At 59.4% G+C, this 20,131-nt stretch carries 19 protein-coding genes; 2 read left to right on the top strand and 17 right to left on the bottom strand.

Annotated elements, in window-relative coordinates:
• Positions 1–2 precede the first annotated feature (2 nt).
• Together ACE3O2_RS02110 and ACE3O2_RS02115 are read right to left on the bottom strand one after the other, a co-directional pair.
• Entirely contained in the window at positions 3–365 is a 363-nt protein-coding gene (locus ACE3O2_RS02110) for an STAS/SEC14 domain-containing protein (RefSeq protein ID WP_168876225.1), read from the bottom strand.
• 131 nt (positions 366–496) lie between these two features.
• On the bottom strand, positions 497–1,378 hold the full coding sequence (locus ACE3O2_RS02115) for a DMT family transporter (RefSeq protein WP_374334628.1): 882 nt from the start codon (positions 1,376–1,378) through the stop codon (positions 497–499).
• 201 nt (positions 1,379–1,579) lie between these two features.
• Between ACE3O2_RS02115 and ACE3O2_RS02120 the strand changes: the two genes are divergently transcribed.
• Positions 1,580–1,840, top strand: coding sequence for a hypothetical protein (locus ACE3O2_RS02120; protein WP_374334629.1), 261 nt, complete (start codon positions 1,580–1,582; stop codon positions 1,838–1,840).
• Positions 1,841–1,988: 148 nt separating this feature from the next.
• Here ACE3O2_RS02120 and ACE3O2_RS02125 read toward each other — a convergent pair whose 3' ends face one another.
• Positions 1,989–2,609: a hypothetical protein gene (locus ACE3O2_RS02125; RefSeq protein ID WP_374334630.1), complete on the bottom strand. Its 621-nt coding sequence runs from the start codon at positions 2,607–2,609 to the stop codon at positions 1,989–1,991.
• Positions 2,610–2,931: 322 nt separating this feature from the next.
• Between ACE3O2_RS02125 and ACE3O2_RS02130 the strand changes: the two genes are divergently transcribed.
• Complete coding sequence (locus ACE3O2_RS02130) at positions 2,932–3,375, top strand: hypothetical protein (protein WP_374334631.1); 444 nt, start codon at positions 2,932–2,934, stop codon at positions 3,373–3,375.
• Between the two features lie 33 nt (positions 3,376–3,408).
• Here ACE3O2_RS02130 and ACE3O2_RS02135 read toward each other — a convergent pair whose 3' ends face one another.
• The 14 genes from ACE3O2_RS02135 to ald all read right to left on the bottom strand — a co-directional run bounded on the left by ACE3O2_RS02135 (position 3,409) and on the right by ald (position 19,854).
• Positions 3,409–3,813 carry a DoxX family protein gene (locus ACE3O2_RS02135; protein ID WP_374334632.1) on the bottom strand — a complete coding sequence of 135 codons (405 nt, stop codon included), beginning with the start codon at positions 3,811–3,813 and terminating at the stop codon, positions 3,409–3,411.
• A 20-nt stretch (positions 3,814–3,833) separates the two neighbouring features.
• Positions 3,834–5,597: an amidohydrolase gene (locus ACE3O2_RS02140; RefSeq protein WP_374334633.1), complete on the bottom strand. Its 1,764-nt coding sequence runs from the start codon at positions 5,595–5,597 to the stop codon at positions 3,834–3,836.
• Positions 5,598–5,641: 44 nt separating this feature from the next.
• Positions 5,642–6,520 (bottom strand): GyrI-like domain-containing protein, encoded by an 879-nt coding sequence (locus tag ACE3O2_RS02145; RefSeq protein WP_374334634.1) that lies wholly within the window; start codon positions 6,518–6,520, stop codon positions 5,642–5,644.
• Between the two features lie 149 nt (positions 6,521–6,669).
• On the bottom strand, positions 6,670–7,773 hold the full coding sequence (locus ACE3O2_RS02150; RefSeq protein ID WP_374334635.1) for an aromatic ring-hydroxylating dioxygenase subunit alpha: 1,104 nt from the start codon (positions 7,771–7,773) through the stop codon (positions 6,670–6,672).
• A 230-nt stretch (positions 7,774–8,003) separates the two neighbouring features.
• A complete protein-coding gene (locus ACE3O2_RS02155; RefSeq protein ID WP_374334636.1) occupies positions 8,004–9,305 on the bottom strand; it encodes an NAD(P)/FAD-dependent oxidoreductase in 1,302 nt (433 codons plus the stop codon).
• An 86-nt stretch (positions 9,306–9,391) separates the two neighbouring features.
• Positions 9,392–10,249, bottom strand: coding sequence for an ABC transporter permease subunit (locus ACE3O2_RS02160; RefSeq protein ID WP_374334637.1), 858 nt, complete (start codon positions 10,247–10,249; stop codon positions 9,392–9,394).
• Positions 10,249–11,202: an ABC transporter permease gene (locus tag ACE3O2_RS02165; protein WP_374334638.1), complete on the bottom strand. Its 954-nt coding sequence runs from the start codon at positions 11,200–11,202 to the stop codon at positions 10,249–10,251. The genes ACE3O2_RS02160 and ACE3O2_RS02165 overlap by 1 nt, the downstream gene beginning before the upstream one ends.
• The gene (locus tag ACE3O2_RS02170) at positions 11,199–12,317 is read right to left on the bottom strand and encodes an ABC transporter ATP-binding protein (protein ID WP_374334639.1); all 1,119 of its coding nucleotides are present in this window, start codon (positions 12,315–12,317) and stop codon (positions 11,199–11,201) included. The genes ACE3O2_RS02165 and ACE3O2_RS02170 overlap by 4 nt, the downstream gene beginning before the upstream one ends.
• 100 nt (positions 12,318–12,417) lie before the next feature.
• Positions 12,418–13,512 (bottom strand): polyamine ABC transporter substrate-binding protein, encoded by a 1,095-nt coding sequence (locus ACE3O2_RS02175; protein WP_374334640.1) that lies wholly within the window; start codon positions 13,510–13,512, stop codon positions 12,418–12,420.
• A 97-nt stretch (positions 13,513–13,609) separates the two neighbouring features.
• Positions 13,610–14,710, bottom strand: a complete 1,101-nt coding sequence (locus tag ACE3O2_RS02180) for a polyamine ABC transporter substrate-binding protein (protein WP_374334641.1) — start codon at positions 14,708–14,710, stop codon at positions 13,610–13,612.
• 194 nt (positions 14,711–14,904) lie between these two features.
• Positions 14,905–16,326 carry an aspartate aminotransferase family protein gene (locus tag ACE3O2_RS02185; protein WP_374334642.1) on the bottom strand — a complete coding sequence of 474 codons (1,422 nt, stop codon included), beginning with the start codon at positions 16,324–16,326 and terminating at the stop codon, positions 14,905–14,907.
• A 59-nt stretch (positions 16,327–16,385) separates the two neighbouring features.
• On the bottom strand, positions 16,386–17,714 hold the full coding sequence (locus tag ACE3O2_RS02190; protein WP_374334643.1) for a glutamine synthetase family protein: 1,329 nt from the start codon (positions 17,712–17,714) through the stop codon (positions 16,386–16,388).
• 137 nt (positions 17,715–17,851) lie between these two features.
• On the bottom strand, positions 17,852–18,604 hold the full coding sequence (locus ACE3O2_RS02195; protein WP_168876236.1) for a gamma-glutamyl-gamma-aminobutyrate hydrolase family protein: 753 nt from the start codon (positions 18,602–18,604) through the stop codon (positions 17,852–17,854).
• A 134-nt stretch (positions 18,605–18,738) separates the two neighbouring features.
• Entirely contained in the window at positions 18,739–19,854 is a 1,116-nt protein-coding gene (gene ald, locus ACE3O2_RS02200; RefSeq protein WP_374334644.1) for an alanine dehydrogenase, read from the bottom strand.
• Positions 19,855–20,131 lie beyond the last annotated feature (277 nt).

Raw genomic sequence — 20,131 nt, forward strand, 5'->3', positions numbered from 1 at the left:
GGTCAGACCAGCTCATCGTCACTGCTGGTCACCCATGCTTTGGCTTCATCATAATCGGAAAAGATGGCCAGATTGGTTGGCACCAGCAAGCTTTGCATGCCTGCCAGCCAATTGAGCCACTGGTTGTCGCTGACCATGGCAATCCGGCCAAAATTCGGGGCATTCTCGCGGGTGAAGCGTAATTCTTCCCAAACCACATCCACGCTGTAGCCCAGCATGTCGCGAAAATCGAACAGCAGGTTGGCCACCCCTTTGAACTTCACACTGTAGCGGACGTGATCTTCAAACTGCTTGTAATCGTCCAGCGTAAACTGGCCGAGCACGGCAGCGACTACCAAGTCATCTTCTTGCTGGATGGAGATCATAGCAGCCTCCTTTGGGCGGTTATCCACGCCTCGGCGCGTGTCAGTTTAACTGTAGCAGAGCCTGAATGGCACACCGTCAACAGAATGTTACATTTCACCGGCGATTTGCCCTGCCATGCGCGCCCTGCCCTTCAGTCCTCCCGCGAACCCAGTACGCTGAGCACCCCGCTCCCTACCACCAGCAGCATGCCCAGGCCCGACCACAGGTCCAGCCCATTACCCCAGATGCACCAGCCCAGCAGGGCTGAGAACAACACCGTTGCGTAGGAGAGGCTCGCCACCACCAGCGTCTTGCCCTGCCGATAGGCGTGTGTCAGCCCCGTTTGCCCGAGGGTGCCTGTCACCCCCAGGCCCAGCAAGATCAGTGCCCCTCGGGTATCAATGGCATGGAAACGGTCAAACAGCATCAGCCCGCCTGCGGCCAGCGTGGCAGTCAGGGTGAAATAGAACACCACCCGCCAGCCGGGCTCTCCCAGTTTGCCCAACGTCTTCACATTCACATACGCCAGTGCCGCCAGCAAACCGGACAGCAGCCCCACCAGCGCGGCAGACAGGTTCTGGCTGGAGAAGGTGGGTTTGAGCAGGCTGACCACCCCGAGGAAACCCAGCCCGATGGCCAGCAGCACCGGCAGCGGTGGCCGCTTGCGGTACACCACAACGGTGAGCAGGGCCAGAAACAGAGCCGAGGTGTATTGCAAGGTGCTGGCGGTGGCCAGCGGCAGGCGGGACAGGGTATAGAACGAGGTCATCAGTGCAGCAGTCCCGGCCAGCGAGCGCTGCACATGGGTGCGCACATACTGGGTGCGCAGGCTCTGCTTGCGCCACACAATCAGCGCGTACACCATCAACAAGCTCAGCAAGGAACGGTAGAACACCAGCTCCGCCGCCGAGAAGTGATGCTCACTGCCCAGCTTGACCAACGCCCCCATACCAGCGAACCCCAACGACGCCAGCAACATCCAGAGCGCCCCGCGCTGCGTAGCCCCCAAATCCAACCATGAACGGTGCTGCACGTGAATGACCTTGTTGGCAGAAAGCGAATCATTATAGGCTGGCCAGCGTAGGCGCTCCCGGTACAGTCTGGCACAATGTAGACCATGACAGCGCAAACAGTGCAGGCCTGAGCTGGATGGTTCGGGCAGAACAGCGCGGAGTGGAACCCTTGGAGGACCGCACAGTCTGAACCCACACACCAGACCGTGACAGGCTACCCGATGAAACGTATCAGCTTCCTGCTGGGTGCCGTAGCTGGCATCCTGTTTGCACTCTGGAATGCACTGGTCAGCTGGGCCGATACGGCCGAGCTGGATGCCCATGTCGGCCTCACCAGCCTCAGCTGGCCCGCCCTCAGCCTCACCGCAGCCGTCTATGCCATCCTGGGGGGAGGGGCAGCCCTGCTGGCCACCCTGCTACTACGGCAGCTCCGCTCGCGCTGGGGCAAGCGCAGGCCAGTGAATCCATCCGGCCTGCACTAGCAGGGGGCGATGTAATGCCTTTCGGGTATTGCGACCCTTCGCGGGCTGTCAGGCGCATTGAAGCACCTCCAACCATCTCGAAGGGCGAGGCAGTGTACGGCGCAATGCCCTTCGATTATTGCGCCCCACGCGGGCTATTTCTTATGTATTAACGATCATTTAAAAAACTACTTTTAGGCTGGAGGGCAAAACTTTGCCACCAAACAACGTCCCCACAATTAGATTGTTTAGCATAAAATGCCACTTTTGCCTTGTAATCTTTTTTTAACTCTCTAAAATTAACCCAATATTCAATTCGCACATAGCCACCTTCCCCAGCTAGCAGTTTTTCATAGAAGTATGCCTCACCAGCCCTACCAAAACCCTCCAGGTAGGGACCGCTTTTAAAAACACAACAGTCAGGGTTCTCCATTAAGAACTGGCTTACATCTTTGTACGAAATGAGGTACGTTGGCACTCGACTCCTCCACCGCCCAACTGATGAGTCCGCAAATTTATCCATCAAAATGCTGTCCGGCGGGATAATTTGCCAGTTACCACCTCTGTCCATGTTTGAAGAAAATTCAACCACCACCTCTGGAGGGGGAAGTTTTAATAAATATTCTATTGATCTACGTACTTTATCTTGGCGGCTTATCTTTCGACCCTCAGCCAAACAGACCCCTTTGTAATTCATATAGCCACGATATGAAAAGACGGCACCTGAGCAGACAAGCAATATCATTATAAAGACAAAGATCAATCGCCTCCTATTTAGAAGAATTGGCATGGATTTACCCCGTACAAGTGACATTACGATTATTTACGGCGCAACTCATACGTTTTTCTAGCATAATCCATATGCATCACATCCTGCCCCATATCTGTCAGCCCGCGTAGGGCGCAATAACCGAAGGGCATTGCGCCATATGTTGTAAACCATGTGCGCCAAGCCCGACAGGTTCGGCACAATGGTGGGAGGGAAGCACCTCTACATAAAACACTAGGTATTGGATCTCGGATGAGTATCAGCTAAAAAGCAAGTCACCGCTACTGGTCGGTCGTGAACTTCTCACCACCTTCATGGCACAATGGATGAACCGGGACACACCATGCTGACACCACACCGTATTCCCCGCCCAGACTGGGCGCGTGACGCTGAACCCGATCGCCATGATGCTTTCCCCACTGAAGCCTATCTATGTATCCTGCAACAACGGGATGCCATTTTGCAAGCGGTGGATATGGCGGTGGCAAGCTACCTGAACGACGCGGACCTCACCGTCGCTCACGAAGCAGATGGCTTTCCGGCACGCTCACGCCTGACGGGTGCGTATTACCTGAGTGAAGAGCATTACTGGGTCAGCGGTGCGCCGTGGTTTGCCAGGCAAGGCCAGACGCGCAGCCTTTGCTTCAGCATCATGGTGCACTGCCTGGAGCACCCTTGGCACCCCGGGCAGGTCGATACCGATTATCTGGGGTTGGAAATCCATTTCCAGTGGGATGAAGCTTCTGACGCCTTCCAGCAAGATGGGGTGGACAGCAGCAGCATCTAAACCCGATGCCCACCCCCATCTGGCTATCTGCCGTCATGCCACTTTTTGCGCCCGCCCGGAGGGCATAAAAAACAATGCTACCGATGCCGCGATCAGGAAAGCTGGATACTCCCAGCCTCCCCCAGGGTTGCTGAATGCCCAGCCGCTGGCCGCATGCACCAGTACAATGCTACCCAGCAGGATCGGCGTCAGCAGCAGGGCTACCTCGCGAATCAGGAAACCGGACAGCAACAAGACCCCGCCAGCCAGCTCTGCCAGAATGGTCAGGTAGGCTACCCCGGCTGGCAGCCCCAGGCTGGCCATGAAGTCGGCAAAGCCTTGCGGGCTGTAGACGATGACTTTCATCAGCCCGTGTGACAAGTACATCATTCCTAGCGCAAGGCGGATGATTAGTGTTGCCCATTCTGGTCTTTCAAATCGTGAGCCTAATGTAAACATGATGGTTTTCCTCGTATGGTTTATGGTTGGGTGCGGCGAATTTGTCCGCGCTGGTAAATCTGTTGCCCGTCCAGCATGGTCCACAGCATGGTAGTGCGCCGTAGCTGTTCCGGGCTGACGGTCAGCGGGTTACGATCCAGCAAGACAAAATCGGCTCGCTTGCCAAGCGCAATACTCCCGATGTCTTGCTGCATGCCCATGAGCGTAGCGGCGTTGATGGTGTAAGCCTTCAGTGCATCATCGCGGCTGATCCGCTCGCTGGCTGGCTCCAGCACGCCAAGTGGCCCTCTGCGGGTCACGGCGGTATAGATTGCCTCAAACGGGTTCGGCGACGTCACCGGCCAGTCACTTCCTCCCGCCAGCAGCACACCATGTCGCAGCATACTGCCTGCAGGGTAGAGGCGCGCCTTGAGCGCAGGATCGACCTCCTTGAGCAAACTGGTTGTGGTCGGATCTTTGCCTGCCCATAGCAGCTGCATGGAGGCTGCGACCCCAAGCTTGCCCATGTACGCCATCTGGGCATCATTGACCACCTCGAGATGCGCCAGGCTGTGCACGACAGGGGCGGTTGCCTGCCCGCCATTCTGTTGACGGGCAGCCGCGATGGCTTCCAGTGCCTCCGTGACGGCCCGGTCACCAATGACATGAAAGTGAGCAAGCAGGCGTTGCTTGTCAGCCTCTGCGATCAAGGCATTGAAGCGGGGCTGATCCAGATCCGTGCTACCGCTGTAGCTGCCCTCTCCCTGATACGGTTTGCTGAGCTTGGCGGTGTGCGAGGGGGATTCGATCACACCGTCTTGCAGGATCTTGATCCCGGCCAGCCGAAAATTGCCACCGGAATAGCGTGCCTGTAACGCCAGCACATCTGCAATGATGCCTGGCTCGGAATGTATTCCCACCAGCGCCAGCCCACTCACCCGGCCAGTCAGCCGGCCCTCGCGAGCCAACTGGGCGTAGACGGGTATCAAGCCGGTATCCTCGCGTGTTGGGGCCCGGCTGAAGATAGGAGCCCGTGGCCGGATGTTGCTGATGGGATCCAGCCATGCTGTCACGCCAAACTGGTTCAGGGTTTGCGCCCCCAGCTGAATGGCTTGTTTCATCTTGTCATCACTCACCGGAGGAAGCGCCCCCAGCAAGCGATCCCACGCCCCCTCAGACGTAAAGCCATTGGGGGTGCCATCTGGCCGCCTGGCAAATTGACCTGCGGTGGTCGCATCCAGGCTTTGCAGCGCAGCATCATCCAGCCCGGCATAACGCAGCATGGCCTGATTGACCCAGCCGGTATGGGCATCCATCCCGGCCAGCAGTACGGGCTGGTCCTTGAAAGCCGGTGCATTGAAGAACTGGTCCAGAAGCGTCAAGTTATCCCAGTAATCCAGGCTGACATCGCTGAACACCACCACCTTGTCTTGACGCAAGCGGGGTGAGGTTTTGACCTTGTTCCAAAAACCCTGCAGCGCCGCGGTTGACTTCAGACCCGGCGGCAATGACTCCACCAGCTGCTGAAACCCGGCGAAACCTGTGTGTACATGGGTATCAACCATGCCCGGCATCAGGAAATGCCCGCCCAAATGAACCCGCCGCGCCTCCGCACCCATGGTCTGGCTGACTTGCTGGTAACTTCCCATTGCAACAATACGGCCCTGGCTGATTCCAACAGCCGTCACCGGTTGACCCTGTGCGGCGGCGGTATAGATCGTGCCACCGTACAGGATGGCTTTGTCAGATCCGGCAAAGCACGCAAGCGGCAGCAAGGCAGCAGCCACAAAAGAAGCAAGACGCATTCTCTTTCTCATGACAACACTCCAACTAGGACAATGCTACCGTTTCAACGGATCGGGAGATAAATCGCTACCCGATAATATTCACTGTCCAGCTCGGTGCCAGCCTGATAAAGCTCATAGGCAGGCTGATCTGCCAATTTGTGTTGCCGTTCCTGCAGCCAGTCCACAGCGTACTGCCATGCAAAAGCAAATTGTTCCTGACCATGGATCTCACAGTCAAAAACGGCATAACGCCCTCCCGGCACTTGCTGGCTGGGGCAGGACGGATGCGCCTTTACCAGCCGCTCGTCAACCTCAATACAAAGGTCAGTACGGCAGTGCACCGCATCCGTTATCAAAGGATGGTCCCAGTACAGGGCCACCACCTGATGGCTCGCAAAATCCGGCTTGAACCCCAGCTGCGTACAGAGTGCGGCATAAGCGCGTGCACAGGCATCCTTGCCATACGCAGCCAGTTCTCTGGCATACAGCACGGTCCGTGCAGGCACTTCCCGCACACTGACCGCCGGGAGCGGGACAGTGAGGGCAGTATAGGGAGCAGCGTCCTGACTGGCGTTTCCATTCTTGCTGATTGGCGCATGATGCCGGAGTCGGTAGGCCGAGGGCGTTTCGCCATAGAACTGCCGGAAAGCTTTGGCGAAATTCTGGGAACTGGAAAAGCCACACTTGATGGCAATCACTGTGACGCTACGTTTGCCAAACAGCAAGTGCTTGCGCGCCCGCTCCATTTGCAGGCGTCGGGTAAAGGTAAGCAAGGTTTCGCCGGTCAGCTGCCGAAACAGACGATGCAGGTGGTAAGGCGAGGTGGCGCTTTCCTGGGCGACCGTCTCAAGTGGTGGCGGCGTTTCAATATGCCGACTGATGAAATTCATGGCGCGGAACACGCGCGAGCGGTTCCGGAGGTCGGCTCGTTTCTGGCTCATGCCACGTAGCTGATCCGGGGAGATATGATTGCTTAGCTTGCCAGTCTGGCAGTGAATTGTCCCTCCGTACCGCTGCGGACTCGCCTGTGATCAACGCATGAAAAACGCCCGGACCTGCCGGGCGTTTCCTGCTTTTATACCTCGAAAACTTACACCTTACCCATCTGCCGCCGCAGCCATTCGTGGAAATGGCGCATGCCGTCTTCCATTGGTGACTGGTAGGGGCCGACTTCATTGTCGCCACGCAGGTAGAGGGCGCGGCGGCCTTCGTGCATGCGCTCGCAGATGTCGTCGTCCTCTTTGGCGGTCTCAAAGTAGGCGGCTTGCTCGGCAGCCATCAACTCGGGCTCGAACAGCACCACTTCTTCCGGATAGTAGAACTCGGTGAGCACAGTGCAGTGCTCCGGGCCTTTCGGCAGCACGGCACTGACTACCAGGGTGTGCGGGTACCACTCGATCATCAGATTGGGGTAGTAGGTCAGCCAGATGGCACCGTACTTCGGGGTTTGCCCCTGATTGAAGCCCAGCGCCTGCTCGTGCCAGGCGCGGTATACCGCTGAGCCGGGCCGGGCGAGGTCGTTCTTTGGCCCCACCGTCTGCACACTGTAGTGCTCGCCAAATTCCCAGCGCAGGTCGGCACAGTTGACGAACTGCCCGAGGCCAGGATGGAAAGGGTCGACGTGGTAGTCTTCCAGATAGACCTCGATGAAGGTCTTCCAGTTGAAGGCGTACTCGGTGGTTTCAACCCGCGCCAGATGAAAATCGCTCAGGTCCAGATCGGCCTTGCAGCCCAGTCGCGCCAGATCATCTGCCACCGCACGGTTCTGCCCGAACAGCAGGCCATTCCACTCCTGCAGCTCGGTCTTGCCGAGGTGCAGGCAGGGGTTGCCGGGAAAGTGGGGTGCACCCAGCAGCTGGCCATCGTGGTCGTAGGTCCAGCGATGCAGCGGGCAGACCACGTTCGGGCTGTTGCCGCGCCCGCGCAGCATCAGCGCCTGGCGGTGTCGGCAGACATTGGAAAGCAGGTGAATGCCGCCTTCCGGGCGGTGCACCAGCATCTTGCCATGGTCCATCCAGCCCAGCGTGTAGTAATCGCCGGGGTTGGCCACCATGCTGCGGTGACCATAGTACTGGGGACCATTCTGAAACAGGTGCTGTTGCTCCTGCTCGTAGAACGTGGCATCAAAATAGGTATAAACAGGAAGTTGCGAGCCAAATGCTTGCAGCTGCGCAGCATGCGCCAAGTCGGACATAAACCAAGACCCCCAGAGTTCGAAGGACCAGCCGTGTCTCGCCAGCGAGAGAGGGCGGAAGTGTTAATGAGCAAATAAATAAAAGAGGGCGGATTGTGGCCCAAATCCGCCCCCGGGGCAAGCCCTTTTATCAATCAAATAAGGGACTTAGCCTGTACGATTGACCTTGCTCAAGCCGGGTGGGCGGCCGGGGGCATGAGGATGCCCTCCCCCGCCCCGGCTATCCCGCCTCACAGGTAATCCTTGAGGCGGTAATACATCATGGCCAGCACCAGTGCCGGGGTGCGCAACAGCTTGCCGCCGGGGAAATCATGGTGCTTGAGCTTGCCGTAAAGATCAAAGCGCTCGGACTGCCCGGCAATCGCTTCCGCCATCAGTTCCCCGGCCAGCCCGGTGATGTTGACCCCGTGTCCGGAGAAGCCCTGCGCAAAGTACACGGTGGGCGTCAGGCGGCCAAAGTGTGGGGCCCGGCTCATGGTGATGTCGACAAAGCCGCCCCAGGCATGGGTCACCTTCACGTCTGCCAGCTGCGGGAACACCTTGAGCATGTCGGCCCGCATGGCTTCCGCCAGATTGTACGGCTGGAAGGTGGAGTAGCTGACCTTGCCGCCCCACAGCATGCGGTGATCCGAAGTACGGCGGAAATAATCCAGCACGAAGCGGCTGTCGCAAATCGCCACATTGGAGGGGATCAGCGCCTGGGCACGTTCCTCACCCAGCGGTTCGGTGGCGATCACATAGGTGCCGACCGGCATGATCTTGGCCCGCAGCTTTGGCGCCAGCTTGTCCAGATAGGCATTGCAGGCCAGTACCACGTGCCCGGCATCGACTTCGCCCTCTGCGGTCTTGACTGTGTGGCGGCCACTGGCCTGGGGCGACAAGGTGAGACCCGTTACCATGCTGTGCTCAAACAGCTGCGCACCAGCGGCTTCCGCCGCGCGTGCCAGACCCAGCGTGTAGTTGAGCGGGTGCAGGTGGCCGCTGTCCGGGTCGTACAGGCCCCCCACATAGCGGCTGGACTGGATATGCTCGCCCATCTGCCCGGCTTCGACATAACGAAAATCGTGGTAACCATAGCGGTCCGCCGCTTCCTGCTGCCAGTCTTTCAGCTCCGCTACATGGCGAGGCTTGTTGGCGGCGGTGAGGTAGCCCAAGGTCAGGTCACAGTCGATCTGGTGCCGTGCGACCCGCTGCTTGATGATCTCCAGCGAGTACTGCCCCATTTGCCACATGCGCTGCACATCAGCATCCGGCATGTCCTTGGCGAAGGTATCCATGCCGCAGGCAAAACCATAGATCATCTGGCCGCCATTACGACCACTGGCGGCCCAGCCAACCCGAGCGGCTTCCAGTACCACCACCGAGTAGCCTCGCTCGGCGAGGTTGAGTGCAGTTGAGATCCCGGTCAGCCCGGCACCAATCACACAGACATCGGCCTTGAGCTTTCCCTGCAGACGCGGACGGGTCTGCCGGTCGTTGGCCGTGGCTGCGTACCAGGAGTCAATATGCTCCTGATTGGCAATGTCAAACATGAGCGCCCCCTTCCCTGCCAGTCTACTGCAGGGTGACGGTATACAAGATGGAAGTTCGGCCCCCGCGGGTCAGCGGGGGCTTCAGGTCAGTGAGACTGGCCGCTTGCGGCCATGGCTGCAGCAATCGCCTGCTCGCGGCGCTTCTGCGCGCGCCACATCACCCGGTTGGCCACAATCACCGCAATCGACACCAGCACCACGATTACGGTGGCCAGCGCATTGATTTCCGGTTTCAGGCCGTGGTGCAGGCGGGCAAACACCAGCACCGGCAAGGTGGTGGCGCCCGGATCACTCAGCATGGAGGACAGCACGAAGTCATCCATCGACAGGGTGAAGGACAGCAACCAGCCGGACACCAGCGCCGGGGCAATCACCGGGATGGTGATCAGGAAGAACACCTTGAACGGGTGACACCCCAGATCCATCGCCGCATCTTCCAGCGAGCGGTCCATCTCCCGCAGACGGGACTGCACCAGCACTGCCACATAGGCGGTACACAGGGTGGTGTGTGCGGCCCAGATGGCGGTCACCCCGCGCCCGGCCAGCCACGGCAGCAAGTCGTTCATGGTCTGGTTGGTAAACAGCAGCACCAGCGACAGGCCCACAATCACCTCCGGCATCACCATCGGTGCCGTGGTCATGCCGGCAAAGAAGCCGCTACCGGCATAGCGCTTGAAGCGTGCCAGTACCAGACCCGACAAGGTACCCAGCACCACCGCAGCCGAAGCTGCCGCGATACCAATCTTCAGAGACAGTTTGACCGCCGACTGGATTTCGTCGTCATTCCACAGCTCGACGTACCAGCGGGTGGAGAAGCCAGCGAACTGGGTGGTGATCTCGCCACCGGTGAACGAGAACACCATCAGGCAGAGGATGGGCAGATAGAGGAAGGCAAAGCCGAACAGCAAGTAGCTGCGGGCGCCCCAAGTCATGCGGTTACTCATCACTTGCCCTCCATTTCACGCTGCTCGTACTTGTGGAAGATCATGATGGGCACAATCAGCAGCAGCACCATCACCACCGCCACAGCAGACGCCATCGGCCAATCCTGGTTCGGACCAAAGTCTTCCCAGATTTTCTTGCCGATCATCAGCACATCACCGCCCCCCAGCAGATCCGGGATCACGAACTCACCCACCGCCGGGATGAACACCATCATCGAACCGGCAATGATTCCCCCCATCGACAAGGGCAGCGTGATGGCCATAAAGGTCTTCCACGGTTTGGCACCCAGATCGCTGGCGGCTTCCAGCAAGCGGCCATCCAGCTTCACCAGGTGTGAGAACAGCGGCAACACCATGAAGGGTAGATAGCTGTACACCATGCCAACCAGCACCGCCCACTCGTTGTAGAGCAGTTGCAGCGGCTCGTCGATCAGGTGCAGCCCCAGCAGCAGCTGGTTGATCAGCCCCACTTCGCTGCTGTCCAGCAAGCCCATCCAGGCAAACACCCGTAACAGGAATGAGGTCCAGAACGGTAACATCACCAACATCAGCAAGGTATTGCGCGTGGCCTCGCCGGAACGGGCAATGTGATAGGCAAAGGGATAGCCGATCAGCAGGCAGAGAATGGTAGTCATCCCGGCCAGCTTGAGCGAGTTCCAGTACGCACGCAGGTACTGCGGATCGCTGTCCTCCTGCCCCAGGGTCTTCACCTCGGTGATCATGCGATCAAAACTGCTGGTGTCGGCCTTGAAGCTGACGTGCTTCTCCTCCCAGCTGCCCTGCACCGCCGATTTGTACGGTGGAATGCTGAGGTCCGAGGTGGAAAAGCTGACGTTGAGAATCAGCAAAAACGGTAACAGGAAAAAGAACAGCATCCACAACCACGGTATGCTGCCCACCCAGAAGGCGCCGCGCAGGAAAAACAGCGGCTTTTTGGCGGCTTTGGTTTTCATTGCGTCAGCACCACTCCGGCTTCATCGCTCCACGACACCCAGACGGTGTCGCCCCAGGTCGGCGGTGCGCTGTCCTTCCAATACGAGGACGGCACGGTCGCGGTAACCACCCGGCCCGACGCCAGCTTGACGTGGAAGATCGAGAAACTGCCGAGGTAGGCAATTTCACTGACCGTTCCTTGCGCCAGGTTATGGTTCTGGCCAGGCTGCTCGCGCGTCAGGTGCACCCGCTCCGGCCGCACCGATACCCAGGCCTCCATCCCCATCGGCCCGGTGATACCGTGGCCGATGTGCAGGTTTTGCGGCAGGTCTGCGGACTTGATTTCGCAGAAGGACGGCTCGTCCACCACCAGATTGCCCTTGAACAGGTTGGTCTCGCCAATGAACTCGGCGGTGAACCGGCAATTCGGGTGTTCGTAGATCTCGGTGGGTGAACCCACTTGCAACAGCTCCCCCTCCGACATCACGCCGATACGCCCGGCCATGGTCATCGCCTCCTCCTGATCGTGCGTTACCATGATGCAGGTGACGCCCACTTGCTCGATCAGGTTGACCAGTTCCAGCTGGGTCTGCTGGCGAATTTTCTTGTCCAGCGCACCCAGCGGCTCATCCAGCAACAGCAGCTTCGGCTGCTTGGCCAGGCTGCGCGCCAGTGCCACCCGCTGCTGCTGGCCTCCGGAAAGCTGGTGCGGCTTGCGATTGGCGTATTTGCGCATCTGCACCAGGTCCAGCATCTTGCTGACACGATCATTGATCTCGTCACGGCTGGGCTTGGGGTTGTCCTGCTTCAGGCCAAAGGCAATGTTCTGCTCCACCGTCATGTGCGGGAACAGGGCATAGGACTGGAACATCATGTTGATCGGACGACGGTAGGCCGGTACGCCCGTCATGTCCATGCCATCCAGGATGATGCGCCCTTCTGTCGGCTGCTCAAAGCCCGCCAGCATGCGCAGCAAGGTGGACTTGCCACACCCCGAGCTGCCCAGCAGGGCAAAAATCTCGTTTTGCCGAATGTTCAGGTTAACGTTGCTGACTGCGGTCGTCGGGCCGAAGCGCTTGACCACCCCCTCAATACGCAAGTAGTCGGGCTTGACTTGTTTTTGTTCAGTCACCATCTGCTCCTTCTCTGGCCAGCTTCTCTGGCTGGCACATTCCCGGCATGCCGGGCATCACGCGGTTACGGGCAGGGCACCCTGCCCACGACTTCTGGTTGAATTATTTGGCGGTCTTGAAGCGGTTGAAGCCCAGATTAAGCCGACGCTGCTCTTCCTTGGGGATCACCTGCTTGGGCACCAGCTTGGCTTTGACATCATCCGGAATGTTGAGGGCCGGATCACTCATCAGCGCTTTGTCGGTCACAGCGAGCGCTGCCTTGTTGGCACTCAGGTAAAAGGTTTCTCCGGAAATCTGCGCGATCACCTTCGGGTCCATCATGCTGTTCAGCCACAGATTAGCCCCTTCCGGGTGCTTGCCATCCTTGGGCAGTGCCATGGTATCAATCCACATGACGGTGCCCTTCTTCGGAATCAGGTATTGCACCTTGGCACCGGTCTTGGCGGCTTCCGCCCGCTTTTTGGCCTGATAGGCATCCCCACTGAACATCACCGCCACGCACAGCGAACCCTTGGCCATCTGGTCGATCGGGGAACTGTTGAAGGTGCGTACGTTCTTGCGCACCTTGCTCAGCATCGCCACGGCGGCGTTGACGCTCTCATCATCATACTTGTTGGCATCCCGCCCCAGGTCGATCAGCGCCATCGGCACCAGATCGCTCGGCGAGTCCATGAAGGAAATGCCGCAATCCTTCAGCTTGCTGGTCACTTCAGGGTTGAACACCAGATCCCAAGTGTTGTCCGGCAATTTACCGCCCAGTGCTTTCATCACCTTGTCGGTGTTGATGGCTACCGCAGTGGTACCCCACATATAGGGGATCAGGTACTGGTTACCCGGATCGGCCTTTTCCATGGCCTTAAGGATCAACGGGTCAATATTCTTCAGGTTCGGCAGCTTGCTCTTGTCCAGCGGACGGTAGATGCCGGCCTGGATCTGCTTGCCTGCAAACTCGACACTCGGGTACACCACATCGTAGCCACTGTTACCGGTGAACAGTTTGGCTTGCAGGGTTTCATTGGCGTCGTACAGATCGTATTTCAGTTTGTAGCCGGTCGCCTTTTCAAAATCAGCGATGGTGTTCTTGGCAACGTAGTCGTTCCAGTTGTAGACGTTCAGCTTCTTTTCTTCTGCTGCCTGTGCAGACAATGCCAGCAGCAGGCCAAGCCCGGTCAGCGCACGGCTCAGTGTGTATTGCATGGTGCGGTCTCCTGTTGTCTCTTCTTCCGATGGTTTTACCAGCCGACCCTGACCTGTTCGTACCGCGGGCCACCGAAGTGGCCCGCGGGCGCTGCCTTTACTTGGCGGTCTTGAACTGGTTGAAAGCGGTGCTCATGTCACGCTGCACTTCCTTTGACAGCACGGGTTTGGCGCGCAACTTCTGCTTCATGGCGTCCGGCACATTGATGGTCGGATCGTCCGTCAGCTTCTTGTCCATCAGCGGCAGGGCCTGCTTGTTGGCGCTGATGTAGAAGGTTTCGTTGGAGATGACGGACACCACTTTCGGGTCCATCATGGCGTTGATCCAGGCATGGGCATTGCCCGGATGACCGGCATCCTTCGGGATGGCCAGCACATCGATCGACATCATGGCACCGACCTTCGGGATGATGTACTTGATGTTGGCGCCGGACTTGGACTCTTGCGCCTTGTTCATGGCAATGTGGGCATCGCCGGAGAACATCATCGCCGCGCACAGCGAGCCCTTGGCCATCAGGTCAATCGGCGAGCTGTTGAAGGTGCGGATGCTCTTGCGTGCAGGCTTGATCTTGTCGATGGCGGCTTTGATGTCCGCCGGGGCCATCTTGGCAGTATCCTTGCCGGCGTAGACCATGGCGGCCGGTACCACGTCGCTGGCTTCATCCATCAGCGACACGCCGCAGCTGCTCAGCTTGGACACCACTTCCGGGTTGAACAACAGGTCCCACTCATTGTCCGGCAGCTTGCCCCCCAGGGCTTTCTGCACCTTGTCGACATTGATGGCCACACCGGTGGTGAACCACATGTACGGGATCGCAAACTTGTTGCCCGGATCCGCCGTTTCCATGGCCTTCAGGATCAGCGGGTCGATATTCTTCAGGTTCGGGAGCTTGCTCTTGTCCAGCGGCTGGAAGATGCCCGCCTGGATCTGCTTGCCAGCGTACTCCAGGCTCGGGTACACCACATCGTAGCCGGACTTGCCAGTCAGCAGCTTGGCCTGCAGGGTGGCATTGCTGTCATACAGGTCGTACTTCACCTTGTTGCCCGTTGCCTTCTCGAAGTTGGCAATGGTGTCTTTGGCGATGTAGTCGTTCCAGTTGTAGACGTTCAGTTTCTTTTCTTCAGCAGCATGTGCCATCACACCTGCTGCCATTGCAACGGCAACCAGCACCCGCTTCGGCGTAAACACCCGTTTCATACCACCCTCCAGTAAATAAAAGACGGATCGGGCACCGACAAACCGCTGGCCCTCGCTCACGCAAGCAGCCAGGGGTTTGGCGGCGCCCCGTTGGCCCGCGCCAGTAGCGGACCAACGGGGGATTGTCGCTCGCTCCTTGTTGGAAGTCAAAGCAGTGAACTGACATTCAAGATCACTGCTGCTGCATCACAACATCAGAGCAGACCCAGATCCTTGGCGGTCAGGTCCAGACACAGCCTGGCCTTGCCAACCAGCTCGTCGATTTCCGTCTTGCTGATCACCAGCGGCGGCGACAGCAGCATGCGGTCACCGGTGGCGCGCATGATCAGGTTGTTGCGGAAGCAGTGGTCACGACATTGCAGGCCGATGTCACCACCATTGGCAAAGCGCTTACGCGTCTTGGCGTCTTCGGTAAGCTGCATGCCCGCCACCAGACCCGCACCGGCAATCTCGCCGATCAGCGGATGGCCATCCAGCGCCTGGCGCAGTGTGTCCTGGAAGTACGGGCCGGTCACATGCTTGACCTGATCAATCACCCCGCCCTCACGCAGCACACGGATGTTGGCCACAGCAACGGCGGCCGCCACCGGGTGACCGGAGTAGGTCAGACCGTGGTTGAAATCCCCACCTGCGATCAGCGCATCGGCAATACGGCGGTTGATGGCCACGGCCCCCATCGGCACATAACCGGAGGTCAGCCCCTTGGCCAGGGTCATGGTATCCGGCTCAAAGCCGAAGTGCTGATGGGCAAACCATTCACCAGTACGGCCAAAGCCACCGATCACTTCGTCGGCACACAGCAGCACATCGTACTTGCGGCAGATACGCTGGATTTCCGGCCAGTAGGTGGACGGCGGGAAGATCACGCCGCCTGCGCCCTGGAACGGCTCGCCAATGAAGGCTGCCACATTCTCGGCACCCAGCTCCAGAATCTTGGCTTCCAGTTCCTGGGCACGCTGCAGGCCGAACTGCTCCGGCGTCATGTCGCCACCCTCACCGAACCAGTAAGGCTGGTTGATGTGGACGATGTGCGAGACTTGCGACGGCATTTGCTCGTGCATGTAGCCCATGCCACCCAGCGAGGCACCGGCGATGGTGGAGCCGTGGTAGCCGTTCTTGCGGGAGATCACATATTTCTTGCCCGGCTTGCCGACCGATGCCCAGTACTGGTGCACCACGCGCAGCACGGTGTCGTTGCCTTCCGAGCCAGAGTTGCAGTAGAAGAAGTGCTCGAAACCGGCCGGGGTCACTTCCGCCAGCAGTTGCGACAGCTCGATCACCGGCGGGTGAGTGGTCTTGAAGAAGGTGTTGTAGTACGGCAGCTCCAGCATCTGCTGGTAAGCCGCTTCGGCCAGGTCCTTGCGCCCGTAGCCGACGTTGACACACCACAGGCCGGCCATGCCGTCGATGATCTTGTTACCGTCCGAATCCCACAGGTAAACCCCTTCCGCCTTGGTAATCACCCGGCTGCCCGCTTTGTTCAGCGAGCCCATGTCGGAGAACGGGTGGATGTGATGGGCAGCGTCCAGTTGCTGCCAGTCACGGGTGGCGCGTACAGCGCGGGCTTGGGATGCCACAGCGTGGGTAGCCGGGCGGGGATCGAAAACGTTACTCATAACAAACGCTCCATCAGGGGGAAGGAGGCCGTCGTGCGGCCCCCACGACAAAAGCAGTCTTAAACGTGCAGCAACAGGTGACGGCGCTCCCACGAGCTGATCACGCGGAAGAAGGTCTCGTATTCGAGTTCCTTGGTCTGCAGGTAGGCATTCACAAACGGGCGGCCCAGCACATCGGCAATCGGCTCACACACCTGCATGCGGGTCATCGCTTCTTCCAGGTTACGCGGCAGCTCGTACGGCAGGTCGTAGCCATCGGTGGTCAGCGGCTCGGTCGGGATCAACCCTTCAGTCATGCCGAGGTAACCGCAGGCCAGCGTGGCCGCCATCGCCAGGTAGGGGTTGCAATCCACCCCGGCCACCCGGTTCTCGACCCGACGTGCAGCCGGGCTGGAGCTCGGCACGCGGATGCCCACGGTCCGGTTGTCGATGCCCCACTGCACATTGATCGGTGCAGCGGTAAAACGCGACAGGCGGCGGTAGGAGTTCACGAACGGGGCGAAGATCGGCATCATCGACGGCATATAAGCTTGCAGACCAGCAATGTAATTGCGGAACAGCGGGGTTTCCTTGCCATCTTCGCCGGTAAAGATGTTCTTGCCGGTCTTCTCATCCACAATGCTCTGGTGCATGTGCATGGCGCTGCCCGGCTCATGCTCCATCGGCTTGGCCATGAAGGTGGCGTACATATTGTGGCGCAGCGCCGCTTCACGCACGGTGCGCTTGAACATGAACACACGATCAGCCAGATCCAGCGCGTCACCATGCAGGAAGTTGATCTCCATCTGCGCGGCGCCCACTTCGTGGATCAGCGTATCAACTTCCAGCTCTTGCAGGTCGCAGTATTCGTAGATGTCTTCAAACAGCGGATCAAACTCGTTCACCGCTTCGATCGAGTAAGCCTGGCGACCGATCTCCGGGCGGCCAGTACGCCCCACCGGCGGCTGCAGCGGCAGGTCCGGATCTTTGTTCATGTCGACCAGGTAGAACTCCAGCTCCGGTGCAATCACCGGCTTCCAGCCCTTTTCCTTGTACAGGCTCAGGATGCGGCGCAGTACATAGCGTGGCGAAATTTCCACCGGCGAGCCATCAAAATGCACGCAGTCATGAATCACCTGCGCGGTCGGGTCGACAGCCCACGGTACCAGCCGGATGGTATCCGGGTCCGGGACGCAGATCATGTCCGGGTCGGTCGGGGCGGTGGCATCTTCCGGATATTCCCCGGTCACCGTCTGCACCAGCACCGCTTGCGGCAGGCGCATATTTTCACCGGCTTCGAACTTGCTGCGCGGAATGATCTTGCCGCGTGCAATGCCGGTGGTGTCCGGAACGGTACACTCCACCTCGGTGATGCGATGCTCTCGCAGGAATTCGGTAATGCGGTCCATGTCTCTTCTCTCTTGGTTAGAGGTGTCCGATGCGGCGCTTGCTTTCACACCGTCCGGCATGCGGCAGCCTGGGCTGCCGGGACTGCATTACCCAATCAGCCGTTGCCACTGCTGATTGGGTAATGCCATGCCTCGGATCACCGTTGCTGCTGTCGTTGCCGGCACGCCTCACCGAACGCGCTGAAAATCGCGGTCGACAAGGGATTGCTGGCATGCTTCCACTCCGGGTGCCATTGCACCGCGAAGGCAAAACTGCGGGCGTTTGTCACGCTGAAGGCTTCCACCAGACCATCGGGTGCGGTGGCTTCCACGGTCAGGCCCTCACCCAGCCGGTCCACCCCTTGACTATGGATGGAGTTCACCATGGCCTCGTCCTGACCAAACCAGCGATGCAGCTGGCCACCGGGCGCAATGCGGATCGGGTGTGCCGGGCCATATTGCACGTCCAGCGTGTCCTCATCGCGTTCACGGTGATCCATGCGCCCCGGTTGCTCGTGCACCTTCTGATACAGCGAGCCCCCGAACACCACATTCATTTCCTGAAAGCCACGGCAAATGCCCAGTACCGGCACCCCGGCCTCGAATGCGGCACGGATCAGCGGCAGCGTCGTGGCATCCCGGTGCGGATCGTGCAGCGTACCCGGCGCGCTCGGCTCGCCGGCATAGTGGTGCGGCTCAACGTTCGACGGGCTGCCGGTGAACAGCAGACCATCCACCATCGCCAGCGTCTGCTCAATCGACTGCGCATCGCCCAGCGAAGGCAGCAACACAGCAAACGCATGCGCACCTTCGATCACCGCGGTGATGTACTTCTCACCGATGGCGTGAAACGGATGCTTGCCGAGAACTTTGCGATCGGCACAGATGCCGACAACGGGTTTGCGCTGCATGGTCAGGTCATTTCTGGGTACTGTGGAACACGTGCCTAGCGTAAGCCAAAGCGGCGAATGCGGGGAGGGGGTAAGCGGGAATGGACTATTGCAATCCAGCGAATAATTCCACGCCCCTTACCCCAGCCTCATGCTCAGGCAATCACACTTTCTGCGGCCACATAAGCATAGCCCAGATCGCGGGCCACGGCTTCGTAGGTCACCTTGCCTTCGGCCACGTTCAGGCCGTTGCGCAAGTGTTTGTCGTCACGCAGCGCCTGCTTCCAGCCCTTGTTGGCCAGCGCAACAGCGTAGCCCAGCGTGGCATTGGTCAGCGCCTGGGTGGAGGTCCGTGCCACACCGCCCGGCATGTTGGCCACGCAATAATGGATGATGCCATCCACCACGTAAGTCGGCTCCTGGTGGGTGGTCGCCTTGGAAGTCTCGAAGCAACCGCCCTGGTCAATCGCCACATCCACCAGCACCGAGCCCGGCTTCATCAGTTTGAGCATGTCGCGGGTAACCAGCTTCGGTGCGGCCGCGCCCGGAATCAGCACGGCACCGATCACGGCATCCGCCTCTTTCAGTTCACGCTCGATGGCATCCTGGGTGGAGAACAGGGTCTTGATGCGACCACCGAAATCGCTGTCGATTTCCTTCAGGCGCGGCAGCGAGCGATCCAGAATGGTCACCTCTGCCCCGAGGCCCGCCGCCATGCGTGCGGCGTGCAAACCCACCACCCCACCGCCGATGACGGTCACCTTGCCCGGCGCCACGCCCGGCACGCCACCCAGCAGCACGCCGGAGCCGCCCGCCGACTTTTCCAGTGCCCTCGCAGCAGCCTGGATAGACATCCGACCAGCCACTTCAGACATCGGCGCCAGCAGCGGCAGGCCGCCACGGTCGTCGGTCACGGTTTCATAGGCAATGGCAATGCAGCCACTGGCCACCAGCGCCTTGGTCTGCTCCGGATCTGGAGCCAGATGCAGGTAGGTATAGAGGATCTGGCCCGGACGCAGCATCTGGCATTCCACCGGCTGCGGCTCCTTGACCTTGATGATCATGTCGGCCTTGGCAAAAATCTCGGCAGCAGTCGGGATGATCTGCGCACCCGCGGCCACATACTGGTCATCGGCAAAGCCGATGGCGGTACCCGCATGCTGCTGCACCATCACCTGATGGCCATTGCGGATCAGTTCCTTGGTACCTGCGGGGGTCAGGCCCACGCGGTATTCGTGATTTTTGATTTCCTTGGGTACGCCAATCAACATCGCTGTTATCTCCGTATTGTCGTTTCAGGCTGCGCACTCTTGGGTTGCAGTCCTGCGGCGCGCCATGCGCCCGTTGGTGACCGATCATCTGGCCATGGCGCGGGGGTACACGCCCTGACCAAACGCCCTCTCGCGAGGGAAACACCTGCCACCCTCTGCCCGTCAGGCAGACCATCCACCGGATGGTATTCCGTGCGGGAGGCCGCCCAAGCAGGCGGCCCGCCCTATTGTGTGATGCATCACGCACGCACCGCCCTGATCCAGATCAGTCCATGCG

Origin of the sequence: Leeia sp. (assembly GCF_041909055.1) — a bacterium.
GTDB lineage: Bacteria > Pseudomonadota > Gammaproteobacteria > Burkholderiales > Leeiaceae > Leeia > Leeia aquatica.